This window comes from Roseomonas sp. GC11 (genome assembly GCF_024437745.1).
GTDB lineage: Bacteria > Pseudomonadota > Alphaproteobacteria > Acetobacterales > Acetobacteraceae > Pseudoroseomonas.
This window is the reverse complement of record NZ_JANFNY010000021.1, coordinates 34,306-50,592: the sequence shown is the minus strand read 5'-3', so window position 1 is coordinate 50,592 and position 16,287 is coordinate 34,306. Positions and strand designations below refer to the sequence as shown.

The window sequence follows — 16,287 nt, the reverse complement described above, 5'->3', positions numbered from 1 at the left end:
CTCAGCCCTCCGCCAGATGGTCGGGGCCGAAGGAATGCGGCAGCAGCTCCGCCAGGGTGAGGCGCAGCAATTCCCGCCCCGCGCCATCGACCATGCGGATGGGGGTGGCGGGGGCGGCGAATTCGCGGATCTTCTGGCGGCAGCCGCCACAGGGGGTGCAGGGCATGGCACCGCCCCCGGCCACCACCAGCTCGGCGATGCGGCGCCCGCCGGGGGTGGTGGCGGCCATCACCATGGCGGCGATGGCGCCGGCCTCGGCACAGGTGCCCTCCGGATAGGCCGCGTTCTCGACATTGCAGCCGGCATGCAGGGCGCCATCCTCGGTGCGCAGGGCGGCGCCCACGGCAAAGCGGGAATAAGGCGCGTAGGACCGGGCGCGCGCGGCCAGCGCGGCCTCAACCAGGGGGTCGGACAAGGGCGGCTCCTTCGGCGGCGAAGGGGCGGGTTATTCCGCCGCCCCCGCCCAAGTCAACCGAAGAGGCACGCCCCCAGGGCAGGTGCGTCAGGCGGCGCCGAGCTGGCGCTGCTGCGTCAGGCCGAGGATCTCGCGCGCCTCGCCCGGGCTCGCGATCTCCAGGTTCAGCTCGCGGGCGATGCGGACGGTGCGGGCCACCAGCATCTCGTTCGTCGCCAGCACGCCCTTGGCGTAATAATTGTTGTCCTCGAGCCCGACGCGGACATGGCCGCCCATCAGCAGGGCCTGGGTGGTGCCGGGCAGCTGCGCCGGGCCGATGGCCGAGAGGCACCAGATGGCGTGCGGCGGCAGCATGCGCACCATGGCCGTCAGCAGGTCGTGGCTATAGGGCATGCCGCCCTGGAAGTTACGGTCCGTGCCGAGGACGATGTTGATGTAGTAGGGCGGCTTGTCATAGCCCTTCTGGATCAGGCGGGTGACGTCCTGGAGGATATGGGCGGGGTTGAAGACCTCCCATTCCGGCTTCACGCCGCGCTCCTGGAAGCGCTTCGCCAGCGTCTCGCAGCGCGAGGGGGTGGTGACGACGAGGATCTCGCGCTCGCCGAAGACATCGACGGCGGTGAAGCCGTCGAAGGTGGCCATTTCCGCCCCGGCATCGAGGCCCTTCAGGCGTTCCTCGAAATTGTTCTCGAACATGCCATCCGGGCGCGGCAGCAGCATGTCGCCCGAGGAGCCGCCGCCGGTCGAGTTGTTGATGACGATGTCGCAGCGCTCGCGGATCAGGCCGTTGATGCGGCGGTAGATCTCGGCATTGCAGGTGGCCTGGTCGTCCGGGCGGCGGGCATGCAGGGCGGCGATGGCCGCGCCTTCCTTCCAGGACCGATGGACGGATTCGGCGATTTCCTCGGGCTGCGTCGGCAGGTTGGGGTTGGCCGCCTTGGAGGCCATGCCGCCAGTGGGCGCCACGGTGATGATGACCTTGGAACTCATGTTTCTCTCCTGGTGTACACGCTGACGAAAAGCAGATGGGTTTCCAAAGGCCTCAGGCCTTTGGTGGGGAGAGTCTGAGAGGGGCGAAGCCCCTCTCAGGACCGCGCCCTGTCTTCCTCAATCCTCCGGCTGAAACCCGGAATCGGCGATGATGCCGCCCCAGCGCTGGCGCTCCTCGGCGATCTGGGCGGCGAAGGCGGCGGGCTCGCGCGGGGCGGTGCTGTATTCGAGGCGGGCGAGGGCCTGTTGCAGCTCCGGCTGGGCGGCGGCGGCGAGCAGGGCGCGGTGCAGCCCGGCCACCACCGGCGCCGGGGTGCGCGCGGGCAGCAGCACGCCGAACCATTCCTCCGCCGTCAGGGCGGGGTATCCCTGCTCGGCGAAGGTCGGCAGTTCCGGCAGGCGCGGCAGGCGCTGCGGCGCGGAAATGCCGAGGATGCGGACATGACCGGTGCGCTGGTATTCGGTGATATCGCCCAGCACCAGCATGACGGCGGGGATCTGCCCGCCGATCAGGTCCTGCATGGCCGGGGCGCTGCCGCGATAGGGCACATGGGTGAGCGAGAGGCCGAGCGCCTTGGCCATCTGCACGCCGAGGAAATGCGGCATGGAGCCGGCGGCGGGGCTGGCGAAGGGCACGGCATTGCCCTGGGCGCGCGCCCAGGCGGCGAATTCGGCCAGGCTGCGCGCAGGGTGGTCGGCGCGCACGGCGAAGCCGAAGGGAAAGCTGCACACCGGCGTGACCGGGATGAAATCGGCCAGCGCGTCATAGCGCACGGAGCGCGGATAGATGTGCGGGTAGATGGTCAGCATGCTGGCCGGCGTCTGCAGCAGCGTGGCGCCATCGGGGCGCGCGGCCTTCACCGCCTCGATGCCGACGCGCCCGCCCGCGCCGGGGCGGTTCTCCACGATCACCTGCGGGGCGTAGGCGCCGCGCAGCCGCTCGGCATAGAGCCGCGCCACGGTGTCGGAGGAGCCGCCGGCGGGAAAGCCGACGATGGTGCGCGCCACCTGGTCCAAGACCGGCGCCGCCCCCTGCGCGCGCGCCCCGCGCGGGGCCGCCAGCGGGGCCACCAGCGCGGCCATGCCCCCCGCCATGCCACCGAGCACGGCCCGGCGGCGGAATGCCTCATCCATCTTTCCTGTCCTCCCTGTCGCGGGCCGGGTCTTGCGCCGGGCGCCGCCATGGCTGGCAGCCTGCCCGATTCCCGGCTTCCTGTTCCACTCTCGCGGCGGTAGAGGACGGGCCATCATGCCGAAGCCTCCCCGCAAGCGCCCCGCCTCCCCCGCACCCGCCGCCGCCACCCCCGGCCGACCGGGCGGGCTGGACTCGCCGCTGGCCGCCAGCCCCGGCTTCCTGGTGCGGCTGGCGCAGCTGCGCGCCTTCGATGAATTCCACCGCAGCTTCGCCGGCCTCGGCATCACCCCGGCCGGCTATGGCGTGCTGGCGCTGGTGGCCGCCAACCCCGGCGTGCGCCCCGGCGCCATTGCCGAGGAGCTGCGCGTGAAGCCCTCCAACATCGCCGTGCTGGTCAACAACCTTGTCGCCGCCGGGCTGGTGGAGCGCAGCACGGACGAGGCCGAGCTGCGCGCCAGCCTGCTGCACCTGACGGAAAAGGGCCGCGCCGCCTGGGCGGAGATGGAGCGCATCCATGAGGGCACCGATGCCCGTTTCGCCGAGGCGCTGAGCCCCGCCGAGCGGCGGCATTTCGTCGGCCTGCTGCAGAAGCTGCTGCAACGCTGAAGCCCTCCCCCCGCGCCTTGGCTCTTGCGGCCGGCGTCCGGCTTATTATTATGGAGCTTACATAAACGACGCAAGCCCGACCTGGGGGAGGAAGCGCAGCATGGAAGCCGGCCCAACCATCCGCTACGAGTTGCGCGGCCGCGTGGCGTGGCTGACGCTCGACCGCCCGCGCAAGCGCAACGCCATCAACGACGCGATGCTGCGGGAATGGCTGGCGGCGGTGCGCCGCGCCCAGGCCGAGGCGGCGGTGCTGGTGATCCAGGGCGAGGGCCCGTGCTTCTGCGCCGGGCTCGACCTCGCCGAGCACCGCGCGCGCGAGCCGGCGGAGGTGTTCCACCATTCCCGCATGTGGCACGCCGCCTTCAACGAGCTGAAGCGCGGGCGCATTCCCGTCATCGCCGCGCTGCACGGCGCCACGGTGGGCGGCGGGCTGGAGATGGCGGCGGCCTGCCATCTGCGCGTGGCGGAGGCGGGCACCTTCTTCGCCCTGCCGGAGGGCACGCGCGGCATCTATGTGGGCGGCGGCGCCTCGGTGAATGTGGCGCGGCTGCTCGGGGCCTCGCGCATGGCCGACATGATGCTGACCGGCCGCGTGCTGAGCGCCGAGGAAGCGGAGCGCGCCGGGCTGGTGCAGTATCTCACCCCCGCCGGCGAGGGCCGCGCCAGGGCGGCCGAGCTGGCGGAGCGCATCGCCGGCATGGCGCCGCTGACGCTGCTTGGCGTGTTGCAGGCGCTGCCGCGCATCCAGGACATGGCCGAGGAGGACGGGCTTTTCGTCGAGAGCATGATGGCGGCGCTGGCGCAGAGCGGGGCGGAGGCGCGGGAGCGCCTGGCCGATTTCGCCGCCGGCCGCGGCCCCAAGGTCGCCGCCCCCGATGCCGCGGACTGAGGAGCCCCGCGCGATGTTCCAGAACAGCCGCACGCGCCTGATCGAATGGGGCGATTGCGACCCGGCCGGCATCGTCTTCAACCCGCGCTATTTCGAGTGGTTCGACGCCGCGACCGCCGCGCTCTTCGCCGCCGCGCTGGGCATGCCGAAGCCCGAGATGCTGCGCCAGCACGGCATCCTTGGCATCCCGCTGGTGGATACGCGCGCCACCTTCCGCGCCCCCTGCGCCTTTGGCGACACGGTGCGGATCGACAGCGCGGTGGAGGATCTGCGGCGCAGCAGCCTCGATATCCGCCACCGGCTGTGGCGGGCCGATGGCACGCTGGCGGTGGAGGGGATCGAGACGCGCGTCTGGGCCGTGCGCGACGCGACGCGCCCCGGCGGCCTGCGCGCCGCCCCCTTCCCCGCCGAGGTGGCCGCCCGCCTGACCGGCGCCGCGCAGCCCATCCTGACCTGACGCAGGTCCAGGACCCTCAGGGTCCTGGCGGGAGAGGTCCGGAGAGGGCGGCGCCCTCTCCGGTCCATGGCCGGGCCGGGCGGCACCCCGGCAGGGAGGACAAGAATGACAGCATCACCCACCCCGCTGGCTGGCCCTGTGGCCGTGATCGGCACGGGCCTGATCGGCGCCGCCTGGGCCACGCTCTTCCTGGCGCGCGGCCTGGATGTGGTGGCCTATGACCCCGCCCCCGATGCGGAGACGCAACTGCGCGCCACCCTGGCCACACAATGGCCGGCCATGCAGTCCCTGGGCCTCGCCCCCGGTGCGAGCGTGGAGCGCCTGCGTTTCGCCGCATCCCCGGAAGACGCTGTGGCGCACGCGACTTTCGTGCAGGAAAGCGGCCCCGAGGATGGGCCGCTGAAGCGCGCCCTGTTCCAGCGCCTCGATGCCGCGGCGCCGCCGGCGGCGATCCTGGCCAGTTCCTCCTCCACCCTCGGCCCCTCGCATTATCAGGACGCCTGCGCCCGCCACCCGGAGCGCGTGCTGCTCGGCCATCCCTTCAACCCGGCGCATCTCATCCCGCTGGTGGAGGTGCTGGGCGGCCCGGCGACGGCGCCCGGGGCCATCACCCGCGCCATGGATTTCTACCGCGCCCTGGGCAAGCACCCGATCCTGCTCCACAAGGAGATCAACGGCCACGTCGCCAACCGCCTGCAGGCGGCGCTGTGGCAGGAGGCCTTCCACCTGGCGGCGGAGGGCGTGGCGAGCATCGCCGATATCGACGCCGCCATCGCGCAGGGGCCTGGCCTGCGCTGGGCCCTGCTCGGCCCTTTCCTCAACCTGCATTTCGCCGGCGGCCCTGGCGGCATCGCCGCGCTCTTCGAGAAACCGCTGTGGCGCGCGACGGAAGGCATGTGGGCGGATCTCGGCCGCGCCCATGTCGATACCCGGCTGGCGCAGGTGGCGCGGGAGGGCGTGGCCGAGGCCCTGGCTGGCCGCGAGGCGGAAGCCGTCCGCGAGGCGCGTGACGAGGCCCTCCTGGCGCTGCTGCGCCTGAAGGCCGCACAGGAATCCCTGGCATGAGCCTGAACCCGGAAGAAGCCCTGCCGCTCTACGGCGTGGGTGAGCGGCGCCCGCCCTTCGCCACCCTCGACGCGGTGTTCCGCGACGCGGTGGAAACCCGCCCGACCCGCGTGATGGCGCGACAGACCGGACAGGCGCTGCGCTATGGCGAGGCCGGGCGCGCCGTCGCCGCGCTGGCGCGCCGCATCGCCGCGCTGGCGGCGCCGGGCGAGGCCGTGGCGCTGCTGCTGCCCAATGGCATCGCCTTTTATCTCGGCTATCTGGCGGCGCTGCGGGCGCTGACGCCGCCGGCCCTGCTCAATCCGCTTTATCCCGCTCCCCAGCTGGAACCTTTGCTGCGGGAGGTGACGCCGCGCGTCATCCTCTGCACCGCGGCGACGCGGCCCCTGGTCGAGATGCTCGCCGCGCGGCTGGGCGAGCCGGCCATTCTCTGCCTGGAGGAAGGCGCGCTCACCGCCACGGCCCTGGCCGCCGAACCACCCGCGCCCTGGGCGCGCCGCCCGGTGGAACAGGGCGATATCGCGGCGCTGATGCTGACCGGCGGCACCACCGGCCTGCCCAAGGCGGTGGAGCACAGCCATGGCCGCCTCGCCGCCGCGCTGCGCCGCTTCGAATACAACTGGCCGACGCGGCGCGATGATGAAATCTGGCTGCCCATCGCGCCCTTCACGCATATCTACGGCTTCCTGCAGGGCGTTCTGGCGCCGCTCTCGGCGCGGGCGGAGATCATCATCCCCGAGCGTTTCAAGCCCGAGCATATTGTGGAGCTGCTGGCGCGGCACCGCGTCACGGTGTTCGGCGGCGGCCCGCCGGCCATCTATGCCGGGGTGCTGGCGGCGGCCAACCTGCCGGGGGCGGATCTCTCCGCGCTGCGCGTCTGCCCGGCGGGCGGGGCGCCGATGCCGGTGGACCTGCTGGAACGCTGGCGCGCCACCACGGGGCTCGATATCCACGAAGGCTATGGCATGACGGAGATGGCACCGATCAGCGGCATCACCGCGCTCAGCGGCGTGCGGCCCGGCTCGGTCGGGCGCGCCCTGCCGGGCAACGAGATCCGCATCGTCGATGTCGAGACGGGGCGGCGCGTGCTGCCCGCCGGCGCGCGCGGCGAGGTCTGCATCCGCGGGCCGCATCTCATGGCCGGCTATCGCAACCGGCCGGACGAAACGGCGGAGGTGCTGCGCGATGGCTTCCTGCACACCGGCGATGTCGGGCATCTCGATGAGGAGGGTTTTCTCTTCATCACCGACCGCAAGAAGGATGTTGTGCTGGTCAAGGGATTCAACGTCTACCCGCGCGAGGTGGAGGAGGTTCTCTATACCCATCCGGGCATCGCGGCGGCGGGGGTGGTCGGCGTGCCGGATGCGCGCAGCGGCGGGGAACGCGTCATCGCCTATGTCGTGGCGCGGCCGGGGGTGGAATTGTCCGAGGCGGCGCTGGCCGGTTTCGTGGGGGAGAGGCTCGTCGGTTATAAGTGCCCCGGGGAATTTCGCATCGTCGAGGCCCTGCCGATGACCGGCGTGCAGAAGCTGGACCGCAAGGCGCTCCGCCACCTCGCCTGCGACAGCGCCGCCTGAAGCGGGGAAGGCGCCGCCTTCCCCGCGCCCCATCCGCCGGGGAGGCAGGGCCTCCCCGGACCCCGCCTTCCGTTCAAGAGAGTTGACGGCGCTGCTGGCCATGGACATAGTTAACCGTCCGGCCGGTCAATAGAGAAGCGCAAAGCCTTCGGCCGGCCAGAGGGAGGAACCTGTGGACCAGCCCGACGCACCCCCCATCCTGGTGGAGCGCCATGCCGGCTATCGCCTGCTGCTGCTCAACCGCCCGTCCCGGCTGAACGCCTTCGACGGCGCCATGGCCCGCGCCCTGGCCGCCGCGCTGGATGAGGCCGCCGCGGACCCCACCTGCCGCGCCCTGCTGCTGGCCGGTGCAGGACGCGGCTTCTGCGCCGGGCAGGACCTCGCCGATCCCGGCCTCGCCGGCAACGCGCCCGATCTCGGCGCCACGCTGGAAGAAGGCTGGAACCCGCTGGTGCGGCGGCTGCGCGACATGCCCAAGCCCGTGGTCTGCGCGGTGCACGGCGTCGCCGCCGGGGCGGGTGCCAATCTCGCTTTGGCCTGCGACATTGTCGTCGCCGCCACGGATGCGCGCTTTCTCCAGCCCTTCGCCAGGCTCGGGCTGGTGCCGGACAGCGGCGGCACCTGGCTGCTGCCGCGCCTTGCCGGCCGCGCCCGCGCCCTCGGCCATGCGCTGCTCGGCGAGCCGCTCTCCGGCGAGGAGGCCGCCGCCTGGGGCCTCGTCTGGCGCGCCCTGCCGGCGGCGGAGCTTCTGCCCGCCGCGCGGGACATCTGCGCCCACCTCGCCCGCCTGCCGGCGGGCGCCCTCGCCGCCACCAAGCGCGCCTTCCAGGAGGCGGAGGGCAACAGCCTCAACGCGCAGCTTGACCGGGAGCGCGACCTGCAGCGCAGCCTCGGCCAGGAGGCCGATTTCGCCGAGGGGCTGCGCGCCTTCCACGAGAAGCGCGCCCCCCGTTTCGCCGGCGCCCCCGCATGAGCGCGCGCAGCCCGCAGGCCCTTGCCGAGGCCGCCGCCGCCGCGATGTGGGAGGGCGATGCCGCCTCCCGCCATCTCGGCATGGAATTGCTGCGCGTCGCGCCCGGCGAGGCGGAGATGCGCATGCCCATCGCCGCCTTCATGGCCAATGGGCACGGCACCTGCCATGGCGGATTCCTGTTTGCCCTGGCCGATAGCTGCTTCGCCTTCGCCTGCAACAGCAGCAACCGGCGCGCCGTCGCGCAGGCCTGCGACATCACCTTCCTTCGCCCCGCGCGGCCGGGCGATGTCGTCACCGCCACGGCCCGGCGCACCGCCGAGGCCGGGCGCAGCGGCGTCTATGACGTGCTGCTGCGCGGCCAGGATGGCAGCATCCTCGCCGCCTTCCGGGGCCAGTCCCGCGAAATCCAAGGCACGCTGGTGCCGGAGGAAAGCCCATGCTGAGCCTGCCCGAGACCGGAGGCCGCCAGCTCGGCGAGCCGCTGCCCAACAGCCTGCGCGATGCCGCCGAGGCCCTCACCCAGCCCGAGCTGCGCGCCCTGCAGCGCGAGCGCCTGGCCTGGACGCTGCGCCATGCCTACGCCAATGTGCCGCATTACCGCGCGGCCTTCGACGCGGCGGGCATCCGCCCCGAGGATTTCCACGACCTGCCGGACCTCGCGCGCTTCCCCTTCACCACCAAGGCGGATCTGCGCGCCAACTACCCCTTCGGCATGTTCGCCGTGCCGCAAAGCGATGTCGCGCGCATCCACGCCTCCTCCGGCACCACCGGAAAACCCACCGTGGTGGGCTATACGAAGCGTGACATCGAGACCTGGGCCGGGCTGGTCGCGCGCTCCATCCTCGCCGCCGGCGGGCGGCCGGGGATGAAGGTGCATATCGCCTATGGCTATGGCCTCTTCACCGGCGGCCTCGGCGCGCATTACGGGGTGGAGGCGGCGGGCTGCACCGCCATCCCCGTCTCTGGCGGCATGACGGAGCGGCAGGTCCAGCTCATCACCGATTTCCGCCCGGAGATCATCATGGTGACGCCGAGCTACATGCTGGCGCTGCTGGAGGAATTCCGCCGCCAGGGCATCGACCCGCGCGGCACCAGCCTGCGCATCGGCATCTTCGGCGCTGAGCCCTGGACCGAGGCGATGCGCCAGGAGATCGAGCAGGCCTTCGGCATCCATGCCGTGGATATCTACGGACTTTCAGAAGTGATGGGCCCCGGCGTCGCCAATGAATGCGTGGAGACCAAGGACGGGCCGCATATCTGGGAGGATCATTTCTACCCGGAGATCATCGACCCCGAGACAGGTGCGGTGCTGCCCGATGGCAGCCCGGGCGAACTGGTCTTCACCTCACTGAGCAAGGAGGCCATGCCCGTCATCCGCTACCGCACGCGGGACCTGACGCGGCTGCTGCCCGGCACCGCCCGCCCTGGCTTCCGCCGCATGGAGAAGGTGACGGGCCGCAGCGACGACATGATCATCCTGCGCGGCGTCAACCTCTTCCCCTCGCAGGTGGAAGAGCAGATTCTGCGCGTGCGCGGCCTCGCCCCGCATTACCAGCTGATCCTGACACGCAAGGGCCCGCTCGACTCCATGACCGTGGCGGTGGAGGCGGAACCGGGCATCATCGGTGAGGAGCGCGAGGCCTGCGCGCGCGAACTGGCGCACCACATCAAGGCGGTGATCGGCGTCAGCACCACGATCGAACTGCGCGACCCCGGCGCGATCGAGCGCAGCACCGGCAAGGCCCGGCGCGTCATCGACCGCCGCGCCCCGGCGGAGGGCTAAGCCATGGTGCTGATCCTGGAAAGCCATGCTGAGGGGCGCTGGATCCCCGCCGGCTCCACCGCACGGGAGATCCGCAGCGCCATCGATGGCCGCGTGGTGGCCCGCTGCGGCGGCGCCGATCTCGACTTCGCCGCCATGGCCCGCCATGCCCGCATGGCAGGCGGCCCGGCGCTGCGCCGCCTCACCTTCCACGGCCGCGCCGACCTGCTGAAGCGTCTCGCCCTGCATCTCGAAGCGAACAAGGAAGAACTGCACGCCCTCTCCTTCGACACCGGCACGACGCGCAAGGAAGCGTGGTTCGACATTGATGGCGGCATCGCCACGCTCTTCGCCTATGCCTCGCGCGGGCGGCGGGAATTGCCGGATGCGCCGCTGCTCGCGGAAGGCCCGGCGGAGCCTCTCGGCAAGGGTGGAAAATTCCTTGGCCAGCATGTTCTGACGCCGCTCACCGGCGTGGCGGTGCAGGTCAATGCCTACAACTTTCCCTGCTGGGGCCTGCTGGAAAAGCTGGCGCCGGCCCTTCTCGCCGGCATGCCGGTCATCGCCAAGCCGGCGACGCCGGGCGCGCAGCTCGCCCACGCCCTGGCGCGGCTGATCATCGGCTCCGGTCTTCTGCCGGAAGGTTCCTTTCAGTTCATCGCCGGCGGCACAGGCGATCTTCTCGACCATCTGACGGGGCAGGATGTGCTGGCCTTCACCGGCTCGGTGGAGACGACGGCGCTGCTGCGCAACCACCCCGCCGTCACCCGCAACGCCGTGCGCTTCGTGGCCGAGCGGGATTCGCTCAATGCCGCGCTGCTCGGCTCCGATGCCACGCCCGGCACGCCGGAATTCGATCTCTTCATCCGCGAGGTGGCCCGCGAGATGACGGTGAAGGCCGGGCAGAAATGCACCGCCATCCGCCGCATCCTCGTCCCCCGCGCGCTGGAGGGGGCGGTGGCCGAGGCCCTCATGGCGCGCCTCGCCCGCATCGTCACCGGTGACCCGCGGCGGGAGGAGGTGACGATGGGCGCCCTCGCCGGGCTCGACCAGCGCGAGGAGGTGCGCCGCCGCATCGCCCTGCTGCGCGGCGAATGCGAGATCCTGCACGGCGACCCGGATTCCTGCGCGCCGCTCGGGGCCGATGCGGCGCTGGGGGCCTTCATGGCCCCCGTGCTGCTGCGCGCGCGCGCGCCCATGGCTGCCGCGCGGCTGCACGACACGGAAGCCTTCGGCCCCGTCGCCACCCTCGCCGCCTATGAGGATCTCGGCCAGGCCATCGAACTCGCGCGGCGCGGCGAGGGCAGCCTGGTCGCCACGATCTGCACGGCGGACCCCGCCATCTCCGCCGAACTGACCCTGGGCCTCGCGCCCTTCCATGGCCGCCTGCTGCTGCTCGACCGCGACAGCGCGCCGGAATCGACCGGGCATGGCTCACCGCTGCCCGGCCTCGTGCATGGCGGCCCGGGCCGCGCCGGCGGCGGCGAGGAAATGGGCGGGCTGCGCGGCGTGCACCACCACATGCAGCGCACCGCCCTACAGGGCAGCCCGGAGCGCATCGCCGCCCTCACCGGACAATGGCTGAAGGGCGCGCCGGAACGCAGCCCGACCCAGCATCCCTTCCGCCTCGACTACGACACGCTGCGCGTGGGCGACAGCATCCGCACCCCGGCGCGCGCCATCACGCTCGAGGATATCGAGCATTTCGCGCATTTCACCGGCGACACCTTCTATGCCCATATGGACGAGGCGGCGGCGCGCGCCAATCCCTTCTTCCCGGGGCGGGTGGCGCATGGCTACCTGATCCTCTCCTTCGCCGCCGGGCTCTTCGTCGACCCCGCGCCGGGGCCGCTGCTGGCGAATTACGGGCTGGAGAATCTCCGCTTCCTCAAGCCCGTCTCGCCGGGGGACAGCATCGCCGTGCGGCTGACGGTGCAGTCCAAATCCCCGGCGCGGCAGCCGCATTATGGCGAGGTGCGCTGGGATGCCGAGGTGTTCAACCAGCACGGAGAGACCGTCGCGCGCTATCAGGTGCTGACGATGAGCGCGCGGCCCGGCGCCCTCTCCGCCGCCGCCGAGTAACTTGCGCCGAGTAACTTGAGCCGAGCCTGCCGCGCCGCCAGTTTGCGGCGCGGCAGGACAGGATGAAAGGACCACGCCCCCATGGCACGCCCCCGCGCGCAGGATCACGAGGAGAAGCGGGAGGGCATCCTGCGCCAGGCGGCGGAGCTCTTCGCCCAGCATGGCTATGACCGCGCCAGCATGGCGATGCTGGCCGAGGCCTGCGGCGTCTCCAAGGCCCTGCTCTACCACTACTACAAGGACAAGGAGGCGCTGCTCTTCGACGTGCTGGCGCTGCATCTGCACCAGCTGGTCCTCGCCGTGCGGGAGGCCGCCGACCCTGCCCTGCCGCCCCGCGCTCGGCTGGAGGCGATGGCCACCGCGCTGCTGCTGGCCTATCGCGAGGCGGATGCCATCCACCATGTGCAGATCACCTGCCTGCGCCTGCTCTCGCCCGAGCGGCAGGACAGCGTGAAGGCGCTGGAGCGCGCGCTGGTGGCCGAAGTCTCGGCCGTGGTGGCGGAGCTGGACCCGGAAACCGGCCGCACGCCACGGCTTTTGAAGCCGCTGACCATGTCGATCTTCGCCATGCTCAACTGGCATTACCACTGGCACCGTGAGGGCGGCCCGCTCTCGCGCGAGGATTACGCGCGCATCGCCATCGCCCTGGTGGCGGAAGGGCTGGAAGGCGCCAAGGCGGCGCTGCGGGTGGAAGCACAGAGCTGAAACGCCGCGCGCCTGAGGGGGCTTTGCCCCCTCACCCCCAGCAGGGGACAGGGTCCCCTGCACCCGCCCTCAGAAAGCGTCAGGCAGGCTCCGCCGCGCGGAAGCCGAGATAGGATTCGATGATGCGGCCATCCGCCTGCAAGGTGGCGGGCGGGCCTTCCATCACGACGCGGCCTCCCTCCAGCACATAGCCGTAATCGGCGATGCGCAGCGCGGCACGGGCATTCTGCTCCACCAGCAGGATCGAGACACCGGCATCGCGCAGCCGCGCCACGGCCTCCAGAATGTCGCGCACCACCAGCGGGGCGAGGCCCAGGCTCGGCTCGTCCAGCATCAGCAGGCGCGGTTCGCCCATCAGGGCGCGGCCCATGGCCAGCATCTGCCGCTCCCCGCCGGAGAGGGTGCCCGCCTGCTGGTGCCGCCGCTCCTCCAGCCGCGGGAACATGGCGAAGATTTTTTTCAGGGCGGCCTCGCCTCCGGCGCCGCGGCGCAGGCGGAAGCGGCCGAGGCGCAGATTGTCCTCCACGCTCATGCTGGAAAACAATTCGCGCTTCTCGGGCACGAGGCTGAGGCCCATGGCCACGCGCGCCTCCACACCCTCCGCCGCGAGGTCGTGCCCGGCGAAGGTGACGCACCCGGCGCAGGGCACGACGCCCATCAGCGCGTTCAGCAGCGAGGATTTTCCCGCGCCATTCGGGCCAAGGATGGTGACGATGCGCCCGGCCGGCACGGCCAGATGCACCTCCTGCACCGCCAGGATGCCGTCATAGGCGACATGCAGCGCGGCGGCGGCGAGCAGCGGCGCGCTCATGCCGCACTGCCCAGATAGGCATCGATCACCGCCGGGTTGCGCTGGATCTCGCGCGGGCGGCCCTGCGCCAGCTCGGCGCCGAAATTCATCACCACGAGGCGGTCGGTCAGGCTCATGACGAAATCCATGTCGTGCTCGACGAGAAGAATGGTCATGCCCTCCGCGCGCAGGCGGTCGAGCAGGCAGGAGAGCGCAGCCTTCTCCAGGTGGCGCAGCCCGGCGGCGGGCTCATCCAGCAGCAGCAGCACGGGGTCGAGGCAGAGGGCGCGGGCGATCTCCACCAGGCGCTGCTGCCCGAGGGCCAGGGAGTCCGCCGGCAGATGGGCGACGGCGGCGAGGCCCACGCGTTCGATCTGCGCCCAGGCGAGGGCGAGGAGGCGCGCCTCCTCCGCGCGGTCCAGGCGCAGCGCGGCGCGCAGGGCGCCGGCCCGGCCGCGCAGATGCGCGCCGAGGGCGACATTCTCCAGCACCGACATGCCATGCACCAGCTTCACATGCTGGAAGCTGCGGGCGATGCCGAGGGTGGCGATGCGGCGCGCCGGCAGGCCGGCGATGGGCGTGCCGAGGAAGCGCACCGCGCCCCGCGTCGGCGCCAGCACGCCGGTCAGCAGGTTGAAGGTGGTGCTCTTGCCGGCGCCATTCGGGCCGATGAGGCCGACCACCTCGCCCGCCTCCAGGTGGAAGCCGACGCCATTCACCGCGACCAGCCCGCCGAAGCGCTTTTGCAGGTCCTCGGCACGGAGGATCTCGGTGCCCGGGGCGGGGCGGGCGCGCTGTGGCAGGGGCGCGGCCGCCGGGGGCGGGGTGGCCGCGGCGCGGGGGCCGTTCCAGCGGGCGAAGGGGCGCATCAGCAGCGGCCACAGCCCCTGCGGCGCTCCTTGCAGCAGCATCACCAGGGCGAGGCCGAAGACGATGCTCTCGAAATTGCCCTGGGCGCCGAGCAGGGCGGGCAGCAGGCTCTGCAACTGGTCGCGCAGCAGCGTCACCAGCAGGGCGCCGAGCAGCGCGCCGCCCAGATGCTGCACGCCACCGGCCACGGCCATCAGCAGGTAGTCGATGCTCATGGTCAGGCTGAAGGGCGAGGGGTTCACCGCACGCTGCAGATGCGCGTAGAGCCAGCCGGAGAGGCCGGCCAGCAACCCGGCATAGATGAAGGCGAGCAGCTTCGCGCGGTAGGTGTCCACGCCGAAGGATTCGGCGGCGAGGGCGCCGCCGCGCAGGGCGCGGATGGCGCGGCCCACCCGGGAATCGAGCAGGTTGCGCGTCGCCAGCAAAGCGAGGCCGAGGCAGAGCAGCACCAGCGGGTAGAAGGCGCGCGCCTCGGTCAGCGCGGTCTCGCCGAGGCGGAGGGGCGGGATGCCGCTGATGCCGTCATTGCGCTGCGTCAGGTCGAGATTGGCGGCGAGGTAGTAGAAGCTGACATTCCAGGCGATGGTGGCGATGGCGAGGTAGTGGCCGCGCAGGCGCAGGGTGAGCGCGCCGATCAGCGCCGCCATCACGCCCGCGGCGAGCAGCGCCGCCGGCAGCGCCGCCCAGGGCGAGACGCCGTGGCGCGTGGTGAGGATGGCGCTGGCATAGGCGCCGAAGCCGACGAAGATGGCCTGCCCGAAGGAGGTGAGGCCGGCCACACCCGTCAGCACCACGAGGCCGAGCGCGACCAGCGCCGCCAGCCCGGCATAGCAGAGCAGGGTGACCCAGAAGGGCGGGAAGCCCGGCAGCAGCGGCAGCAGGGCCAGCGCCGCCAGGAGGGGGAGGAGGAGGCGGTGGGGCATGGTCACTCCTCGCCCTCGTCCAGCGCGGCGGGCATGCGCCAGGAGCGCCACAGCAGCACGGGGATGATGATCATGAAGACCAGCACTTCCTTGAAAGCGCTGGCGTTGAAGGCGGCGAAGCTCTCGACCAGCCCGATCAGCAGGGCGCCGAGGGCGGCCAGCGGGTAGCTGGCAAGGCCGCCGATGACGGCGGCGACGAAACCCTTCAGCGCGATGAGGAAGCCGGTGTCATAATAGAGGGTGGTTGTGGCGGAGATGAGGATGCCGCCCAGCGCCGCGATGCCGCCCGCCAGGGTGAAGGCGACATGGCCGCAGAGCGCGGGGGGGATGGCCACCAGCCGCGCGCCGAGGCGGTTGACCGCCGTGGCGCGCAGCGCCTTGCCGAGCAGGGTATGGCCGAAGAACAGCGCCAGCGCCGCGATCAGCACCAGCGTCACCGCCAGGATGATGAGGGATTGCCCGGTGACGAGCAGCGGCCCGATTTCCAGCAGGCTGTCGGCCAGGCTTTCGGTGCGGGAACCCTCGGCGCCGAAGAAGATCAGCCCCAGCCCCTGCAGGGCGAGGTGCAGGGCGACGGAGGCGATGAGCAGCACGAGCACGCTGGCCCCCGCCATGGGCCGGTAGAGCGTGTCATACAGAAAGGGCGCCATGGGCGTGACAATGGCGAGGGCGGCGAGGATGCGCAGCGGCTGCGGCGCGCCCCAGGCGAGGCAGGCCCAGGCCAGCAGCGCCGCGAGCCCCGCCGGCAGCAGCGCGGTGAGCAGGCACCGCGCCACCCCCGCCGGCGTCAGGCGCGCGCGCGCCGCCCAGAGCCGTGCCGCGGCCGCGCCCAGCCCGAGCAGGGCGGTGAGGGCCACGGTGCCCGGCATCTGCCCGGCTTCCAGCATGGCGAGGGTGAGGGCGCCGAAGGAGACGAACTCACCGATGGGCACCCAGATGATGCGGGTGACGGTGAAGACGATGACGAGCGCCAGCGCCAGCAGGCCATAGATGGCACCGTTGACGATGCCGTCCTGCACCAGCACCAGAAGGATCGAGAGGTCCATGC

General features: G+C 71.9%; 16 protein-coding genes. 10 read left to right on the top strand and 6 right to left on the bottom strand.

Annotated features, from left to right (window positions below; all coding sequences use genetic code 11):
* Position 1: 1 nt before the first annotated feature.
* The 3 genes from cdd to NON00_RS08850 form a co-directional block, all read right to left on the bottom strand.
* On the bottom strand, positions 2 to 415 hold the full coding sequence (gene cdd / locus NON00_RS08860) for a cytidine deaminase (RefSeq protein WP_256019946.1): 414 nt from the start codon (positions 413 to 415) through the stop codon (positions 2 to 4).
* An 87-nt stretch (positions 416 to 502) separates the two neighbouring features.
* On the bottom strand, positions 503 to 1,405 hold the full coding sequence (locus NON00_RS08855) for a 3-keto-5-aminohexanoate cleavage protein (protein WP_256019944.1): 903 nt from the start codon (positions 1,403 to 1,405) through the stop codon (positions 503 to 505).
* A 117-nt stretch (positions 1,406 to 1,522) separates the two neighbouring features.
* Entirely contained in the window at positions 1,523 to 2,539 is a 1,017-nt protein-coding gene (locus NON00_RS08850; RefSeq protein ID WP_256019943.1) for a tripartite tricarboxylate transporter substrate-binding protein, read from the bottom strand.
* A 115-nt stretch (positions 2,540 to 2,654) separates the two neighbouring features.
* Between NON00_RS08850 and NON00_RS08845 the strand changes: the two genes are divergently transcribed.
* From NON00_RS08845 to NON00_RS08800, 10 genes are all read left to right on the top strand, one after another.
* Positions 2,655 to 3,146 (top strand): MarR family winged helix-turn-helix transcriptional regulator, encoded by a 492-nt coding sequence (locus tag NON00_RS08845; RefSeq protein ID WP_256019942.1) that lies wholly within the window; start codon positions 2,655 to 2,657, stop codon positions 3,144 to 3,146.
* Between the two features lie 100 nt (positions 3,147 to 3,246).
* Positions 3,247 to 4,035, top strand: a complete 789-nt coding sequence (locus NON00_RS08840; RefSeq protein WP_256019941.1) for a crotonase/enoyl-CoA hydratase family protein — start codon at positions 3,247 to 3,249, stop codon at positions 4,033 to 4,035.
* 13 nt (positions 4,036 to 4,048) lie between these two features.
* A complete protein-coding gene (locus NON00_RS08835; protein WP_256019939.1) occupies positions 4,049 to 4,492 on the top strand; it encodes a thioesterase family protein in 444 nt (147 codons plus the stop codon).
* Between the two features lie 105 nt (positions 4,493 to 4,597).
* A complete protein-coding gene (locus NON00_RS08830) occupies positions 4,598 to 5,557 on the top strand; it encodes a 3-hydroxyacyl-CoA dehydrogenase NAD-binding domain-containing protein (protein WP_256019938.1) in 960 nt (319 codons plus the stop codon).
* On the top strand, positions 5,554 to 7,134 hold the full coding sequence (locus NON00_RS08825; RefSeq protein ID WP_256019937.1) for a class I adenylate-forming enzyme family protein: 1,581 nt from the start codon (positions 5,554 to 5,556) through the stop codon (positions 7,132 to 7,134). The genes NON00_RS08830 and NON00_RS08825 overlap by 4 nt, the downstream gene beginning before the upstream one ends.
* A gap of 172 nt (positions 7,135 to 7,306) precedes the next feature.
* Positions 7,307 to 8,107 (top strand): enoyl-CoA hydratase-related protein, encoded by an 801-nt coding sequence (locus tag NON00_RS08820; protein ID WP_256019936.1) that lies wholly within the window; start codon positions 7,307 to 7,309, stop codon positions 8,105 to 8,107.
* The gene (paaI, locus tag NON00_RS08815) at positions 8,104 to 8,550 is read left to right on the top strand and encodes a hydroxyphenylacetyl-CoA thioesterase PaaI (RefSeq protein WP_256019934.1); all 447 of its coding nucleotides are present in this window, start codon (positions 8,104 to 8,106) and stop codon (positions 8,548 to 8,550) included. Before NON00_RS08820 ends, paaI begins: the two co-directional genes overlap by 4 nt.
* Positions 8,544 to 9,890, top strand: coding sequence for a phenylacetate--CoA ligase PaaK (gene paaK / locus NON00_RS08810; protein WP_256019933.1), 1,347 nt, complete (start codon positions 8,544 to 8,546; stop codon positions 9,888 to 9,890). The genes paaI and paaK overlap by 7 nt, the downstream gene beginning before the upstream one ends.
* Positions 9,891 to 9,893: 3 nt before the next feature.
* Positions 9,894 to 11,951, top strand: a complete 2,058-nt coding sequence (gene paaZ, locus NON00_RS08805; protein ID WP_256019932.1) for a phenylacetic acid degradation bifunctional protein PaaZ — start codon at positions 9,894 to 9,896, stop codon at positions 11,949 to 11,951.
* Positions 11,952 to 12,032: 81 nt separating this feature from the next.
* Entirely contained in the window at positions 12,033 to 12,656 is a 624-nt protein-coding gene (locus NON00_RS08800; protein WP_256019930.1) for a TetR/AcrR family transcriptional regulator, read from the top strand.
* A gap of 79 nt (positions 12,657 to 12,735) precedes the next feature.
* On the opposite strand, the gene NON00_RS08795 is transcribed toward NON00_RS08800, so the two are convergent.
* The 3 genes from NON00_RS08795 to NON00_RS08785 are packed head-to-tail and all read right to left on the bottom strand — an operon-like array spanning position 12,736 to position 16,285.
* Positions 12,736 to 13,467 (bottom strand): ABC transporter ATP-binding protein, encoded by a 732-nt coding sequence (locus NON00_RS08795; protein ID WP_256019929.1) that lies wholly within the window; start codon positions 13,465 to 13,467, stop codon positions 12,736 to 12,738.
* A complete protein-coding gene (locus NON00_RS08790) occupies positions 13,464 to 15,239 on the bottom strand; it encodes an ABC transporter permease subunit (protein WP_256019928.1) in 1,776 nt (591 codons plus the stop codon). Before NON00_RS08790 ends, NON00_RS08795 begins: the two co-directional genes overlap by 4 nt.
* 2 nt (positions 15,240 to 15,241) lie before the next feature.
* Positions 15,242 to 16,285, bottom strand: a complete 1,044-nt coding sequence (locus NON00_RS08785; protein WP_256019927.1) for a branched-chain amino acid ABC transporter permease — start codon at positions 16,283 to 16,285, stop codon at positions 15,242 to 15,244.
* Positions 16,286 to 16,287: the final 2 nt, after the last annotated feature.

Coding starts and splice junctions, on each gene's coding strand:
- NON00_RS08795 (WP_256019929.1), bottom strand. CDS start 13,467: ATGAGCGCGCCGCTGCTCGCCGCCGCCGCGCTGCATGTCGCCTATGAC.
- NON00_RS08830 (WP_256019938.1), top strand. CDS start 4,598: ATGACAGCATCACCCACCCCGCTGGCTGGCCCTGTGGCCGTGATCGGC.
- NON00_RS08785 (WP_256019927.1), bottom strand. CDS start 16,285: ATGGACCTCTCGATCCTTCTGGTGCTGGTGCAGGACGGCATCGTCAAC.
- paaZ (WP_256019932.1), top strand. CDS start 9,894: ATGGTGCTGATCCTGGAAAGCCATGCTGAGGGGCGCTGGATCCCCGCC.
- NON00_RS08840 (WP_256019941.1), top strand. CDS start 3,247: ATGGAAGCCGGCCCAACCATCCGCTACGAGTTGCGCGGCCGCGTGGCG.
- NON00_RS08850 (WP_256019943.1), bottom strand. CDS start 2,539: ATGGATGAGGCATTCCGCCGCCGGGCCGTGCTCGGTGGCATGGCGGGG.
- NON00_RS08825 (WP_256019937.1), top strand. CDS start 5,554: ATGAGCCTGAACCCGGAAGAAGCCCTGCCGCTCTACGGCGTGGGTGAG.
- NON00_RS08800 (WP_256019930.1), top strand. CDS start 12,033: ATGGCACGCCCCCGCGCGCAGGATCACGAGGAGAAGCGGGAGGGCATC.
- NON00_RS08855 (WP_256019944.1), bottom strand. CDS start 1,405: ATGAGTTCCAAGGTCATCATCACCGTGGCGCCCACTGGCGGCATGGCC.
- NON00_RS08835 (WP_256019939.1), top strand. CDS start 4,049: ATGTTCCAGAACAGCCGCACGCGCCTGATCGAATGGGGCGATTGCGAC.
- NON00_RS08790 (WP_256019928.1), bottom strand. CDS start 15,239: ATGCCCCACCGCCTCCTCCTCCCCCTCCTGGCGGCGCTGGCCCTGCTG.
- paaI (WP_256019934.1), top strand. CDS start 8,104: ATGAGCGCGCGCAGCCCGCAGGCCCTTGCCGAGGCCGCCGCCGCCGCG.
- paaK (WP_256019933.1), top strand. CDS start 8,544: ATGCTGAGCCTGCCCGAGACCGGAGGCCGCCAGCTCGGCGAGCCGCTG.
- NON00_RS08845 (WP_256019942.1), top strand. CDS start 2,655: ATGCCGAAGCCTCCCCGCAAGCGCCCCGCCTCCCCCGCACCCGCCGCC.